Genomic DNA, 4,935 nt, shown 5'->3' with positions numbered 1-4,935 from the left:
TCAGTCCGAAATCAACCTTCCCTTCATCACAGCGACTCAGGATGGGCCAAAGCACGTCGAACTGACTCTGACTCGTGCTAAATTTGAGGAAATCTGTTCTGACTTGATCGATCGTTGCCGCATTCCCGTTGAAAATGCAGTCCGAGACGCGAAAATCGACAAATCTCGTCTGGATGAGGTCGTGCTAGTTGGTGGTTCTACGCGGATTCCAGCCGTCAAAGAGCTAGTCAAACGCCTCTTAGGCAAAGAGCCTAACGAGACTGTCAACCCTGATGAAGTGGTTGCTGTCGGTGCAGCGGTGCAAGCTGGTGTCTTGGCTGGCGAAGTCAAAGACATTCTCTTACTTGACGTTACGCCACTTTCCTTGGGTGTTGAAACCCTCGGTGGTGTGATGACCAAGATTATCCCCCGCAACACTACTATCCCTACCAAGAAGTTTGAAACCTTCTCGACAGCGGTAGATGGACAGAGCAATGTCGAAATCCAAATTCTCCAAGGTGAGCGCGAAATGTCTCGCGACAACAAGAGTTTGGGAACCTTCCGCCTCGACGGTATTCCTTCGGCACCTCGCGGCGTACCCCAAATCGAAGTCACCCTCGACATCGATGCAAACGGGATCTTGAACGTCACCGCCAAAGACAAAGGCACTGGTAAAGAGCAATCCATCAGTATCACTGGTGCATCGACTCTTGACAAAACCGAAGTCGAACGGATGGTACGCGAAGCTGAAAATAATGCCTCCTCCGATAAAGAAAATCGCGATAAGATCGATCGCAAGAATCAGGCTGATTCCCTCAGCTACCAAGCCGAAAAACAACTTCAAGAACTCGGCGATAAAGTTCCCGCAGCAGATAAAACCAAGCTGGAAGCTTTAATCAAAGAACTCAAAGAAGCTGTAGCTAAGGAAGACGATGCCGAAATCCAACGCTTGAGTCCAGAAGTCCAACAAACCCTCATGGCGATTGGCAGTAATATCTACGCTCAAGCAGGTGCTAGTGGCGATGCTGGCGGTAGTGACGATAACGATGCTGGTACTCCTCCTGGTGGTGGTGCGACTGGCGGTGTCGATGATGTCATCGATGCAGAATTCTCCGAAACAAAATAATTTAAATTTGTGCTAACGTCCGGTTTCTCATCGAAACCGGATTTTTTTTGCGCCAACTAGTAAATCTCCAGCCAAAACGGTGAATACTAGGTTTAACCAATCGCATCAAGCTAGCGGCGGGAAAATTACCATTCCCCAGCCTAAAGCCTAAAGCCTGTCTTGAAAAGGTGCTTTACTTGGGGTTTCCCAAGACCGCACTTTTCGCTAAAGCCTAATTCCTAAAGCCTAGATCGATGAATTTATTTGATGAAATAATTGCTGCCCCACCAGATAAAGTGAATCTATATGCCCCGTACTTCATGAAGTCTGCGGCTAGACGTAACGTTCTCCCTAAAGCAATTACGCTTTATCATAAAGGTGGACTCGGCGGTCATCGATCGATCGAAGGTGGCGAGAACATTCCGTATGTCATTAACTGGGTGATTCAAAATTTACCTGGCGATCTGACTAGATGTACCATGATGTTTGATGACAATGCCGATCTCACCTACGATGTAAATTTGATGAATTCGGAACTAATCGGTTATCTCATCGATTGGCTGATTAATCTCCGCGATACCAATACCCCCGATTTTCCGCAGTATTTTTATCATAAATTGATGAGAATGGATGAGTAGGAGCTATTTTGTCGATCGTGGAACATCTCTATTGTCGATCTGAGTCATTGCGATCGCAGGCAACCCAGATTAGGCTATTGGTAAAGCGGGAGTAAACTCATTGAGCCAAGTTAACCAGAAATTTTCGATCTGGTGCAAGATGTGAGACTATCTGTTAGGGACTGGTTGCCGATCTGAATTAATGACTGAGGGTAAGTGTGTGGGATGGCTATGAAATACTTGCTGGTAGCTTCAACGGAAGCATGTAGTGGAAAATCGGCAACAATTTTGGGAATTGCCGATCGCTTGCAGGAAAAAGGGATTGAGATTGCTTACGCTCAACCTGTAACTACTGTCAATGCTACCAATCCCTCGATCGATGGCGATCTCCAGTTGATGGCAACAGCTTTATCCCTGCCCCCAGAGCGATTGGGAATGCCATTATTGGGTTTGAATGCCGAGCGGACGATCGATCGATTGACAGGGAAGGACGATCGCGATTACGTCCAATTACTCAAACAAAGCGTCCAGCTTCCAGGGAATTTGGTCATTCTTGAAGGTGGTGCCAATCTGCATGAAGGGAGTTTATTCGATCTGGCGACGGCACAAGTAGCTGAAGCTCTCGATGCTGGGGTGTTACTCGTCAATCGCTATCATCCGATCTCCACGATCGATCTGCTCGTATCGGCGCAACAACAGCTCGGCAAGCGGTTATTGGGGTGTATCATCAACGACATCCCCCGCGATCGCGTAGAGACCGTCCAGACCTCTTTGGTGCCATATTTAGAACGAATTGGCATCCCAGTATTTGGAGTCGTCCATCGCAATGGGTTGCTTCGCAGCGTCACTGTCAAGCAACTAGTCGAACAACTCGATGCCGAAATATTATGCCGTCCCGACAGGTTAGATCTGATGGTCGAAAGTCTCTCGATCGGGGCGATGAATGTCAATTCAGCTCTAGAATATTTCCGACGCGGTAATAATATGGCTGTTGTCACTGGCGGCGATCGGGCCGATATTCAACTAGCCGCGCTAGAAACCTCTACACAGTGCCTAATTTTAACTGGACATCTAAGTCCTCAGCCATTCATTCTTAGCCGTGCTGAAGACCTAGAAATTCCCATTCTGTCGGTAGATTTGGATACTTTAACCACTGTGGAAATTATCGATCGGGCTTTCGGGCAAGTCCGCCTGCAAGAACCGATTAAAATTAATTGCGCGCGGGAGTTATTTAGAAACCATTGTGAGATCGATCGACTGATTTCGATGTTAGGAATTGGTTAACTCGCATCTTCCATCAAAACAAAGTTACGAGTGTTTTAGTGAATAGTGGATAGTAGATAGTACATTAGTTTGTGTTGCTGAATTCAGATATGAAATGCACGAACGATTTTTGTAGGGGTAATGCCTCGTGCTTACCCCGCATTAATTAAGGGTACCCACAAGCGGCGTTTTTATTTTTTAGATATGGCTATTTCCCACAGAGTATGTATCGTCGGACTCGACGAACACGAGGTGAATGAGATTCAGTCGGCGATTGAGTTCGGCATCGGTGTTGTCGCGCATCAAGCTTTACCTCGAACGATCGTCCGAGATGGTAAGCTATTTATCGAATCTCGCCACCGTGCTGGCACGATCGAAGTGACGCACGTAATTTTTCATGGTATCTATGAAGACGATCTAGAATTTCTGGCAGCCTTAGCATTATGGGGTGGCCCTTGTTTGCCCAATCCCCGTGGCATGATGGATCTGCGCTTGCGGTTGCCAGGATTGGTGCGCGCGCTGGAACATACACGGTTTGGACTGCCATTGCGAGGATATGCTTCGCCCAACGCCGAATTTGAAACCGAGAACGAAAGTGTTGCTAAGTGGGGAAACTGGCACTGTGGCAAGAATAAGGAGCGATTCGACGGGGTTTGGCAGAGCGAAGAACCTTGTATCGTCGAAGATTTTATCCCAGGGCAATCGGTACGAATCGTTTTAATTGGCGATAAGTATTGGCAGATAAAATTAGCAGGGGACGATTGGCTTAAATCGATTCACGATCCTACTGCTGAATTTATGGAAGTCGATCGTGAGTTATTAGCCGATACTCAAAATGTGGCTAAAGCATTTGGGTTAGATCTAATTGCCAATGATTATATCGTGACCGATAAAGGCACCAAACATTTACTAGAAGTCAACCACGTCCCTAATGTCAGCCGTTTTCCAGAAATTTGGGCAGCTTATCGAGATTATGCCATAGATTGGGTGAATCGATCGATCTTGACAGTTTAACTAATTGCATTGCAATCATGAATTATCCCGATCTTGAATGCCCAATTTTAGGAATATTGCATTATGACGTAACAAACGATTGGTATAAAGGACAGCTTAAAATCCAACAATCAGAGGTAACAATTTATTTTTCAATGGATGAGGAAAGAAAATTAGAGTCCGCACAGAATAGGTTTGTCGATGTTATGAGCGATCTAAAAAATCATCTCCAGCAAGCCAAAGAGTATGCGGTGGAAAGTTTGCTAGCAGTCAAGAACGAGATTGATGAAAATCGACCACCGTTAACACCTCAACAATTCAAAGATCGAATGGTGCTTCAATTCATATCAATCGAACCAGACGGAAGCGTATCTTTTTATTACCCTGACGATAATCTGTTTGCTGGACACTTTTACGTAATGATGGATAGCGTAAATAACTTTGTCGATGCCGATATTCCTCACTGAATCGATAATGGCAGTCAATTAATCTTATCTCAATACTGTTCGGTTAAGTGAATATTTGTGTTCTAGTCCGCGTAGGCGGACTTTGCAACATTAGCGGCGATTTCAATCGCTGTCTAACCGAACAATATTGAATCTCATCCAATTGTTACACTCCTAACAACTCAAAAGCCCCCTCACAATCGTGAGGGGGCTTTACTTGTCTGAATCAAACCGATATTAACCGTTGATAGCAGGAGCAGTTAAAGCAACAGGAGTAGCTTCACCAGCAGCTAAGTCAAGCGGGAAGTTGTGTGCATTTCTTTCGTGCATTACTTCCATACCTAAGTTAGCGCGGTTGATGATGTCAGCCCAGGTATTAATGCCGTGACCTTGTGCATCTACAACTGATTGGTTGAAGTTGAATCCGTTGAGGTTGAAGGCCATGGTCGATACACCCAAGGATGTGAACCAGATGCCGACTACTGGCCATGCTGCTAGGAAGAAGTGCAAGGAACGGCTGTTGTTGAAAGAA

The 4,935-nt window shown here is 45.8% G+C and carries 5 protein-coding genes and 1 pseudogene; 5 read left to right on the top strand and 1 reads right to left on the bottom strand.

Translation table 11 applies throughout. The features are described 5' to 3' along the window. The 5 genes from RMO79_RS02750 to RMO79_RS02730 form a co-directional block, all read left to right on the top strand. The coding region (locus RMO79_RS02750; RefSeq protein WP_310481525.1) for an Hsp70 family protein at positions 1-1,105 on the top strand (1,105 nt) is incomplete at its 5' end. Between the two features lie 233 nt (positions 1,106-1,338). Next, positions 1,339-1,722, top strand: coding sequence for a type IV pilus biogenesis protein EbsA (ebsA, locus tag RMO79_RS02745; RefSeq protein WP_310481524.1), 384 nt, complete (start codon positions 1,339-1,341; stop codon positions 1,720-1,722). 204 nt (positions 1,723-1,926) lie between these two features. Then, complete coding sequence (locus RMO79_RS02740; protein ID WP_310481523.1) at positions 1,927-2,985, top strand: phosphotransacetylase family protein; 1,059 nt, start codon at positions 1,927-1,929, stop codon at positions 2,983-2,985. A 183-nt stretch (positions 2,986-3,168) separates the two neighbouring features. Then, positions 3,169-3,978, top strand: a complete 810-nt coding sequence (locus tag RMO79_RS02735) for a hypothetical protein (RefSeq protein WP_310481522.1) — start codon at positions 3,169-3,171, stop codon at positions 3,976-3,978. 17 nt (positions 3,979-3,995) lie between these two features. Next, complete coding sequence (locus tag RMO79_RS02730) at positions 3,996-4,424, top strand: DUF2262 domain-containing protein (protein WP_310481521.1); 429 nt, start codon at positions 3,996-3,998, stop codon at positions 4,422-4,424. Positions 4,425-4,640: 216 nt separating this feature from the next. On the opposite strand, the pseudogene RMO79_RS02725 reads toward RMO79_RS02730, so the two are convergent. Further along, positions 4,641-4,935 (bottom strand): annotated as a pseudogene (locus RMO79_RS02725) (photosystem II q(b) protein); the annotation flags it as partial.

Origin of the sequence: Chamaesiphon sp. VAR_48_metabat_403, from assembly GCF_031422475.1 — a bacterium.
GTDB lineage: Bacteria > Cyanobacteriota > Cyanobacteriia > Cyanobacteriales > Chamaesiphonaceae > Chamaesiphon.
This window is presented reverse-complemented; position numbering and strand designations above follow the sequence as displayed.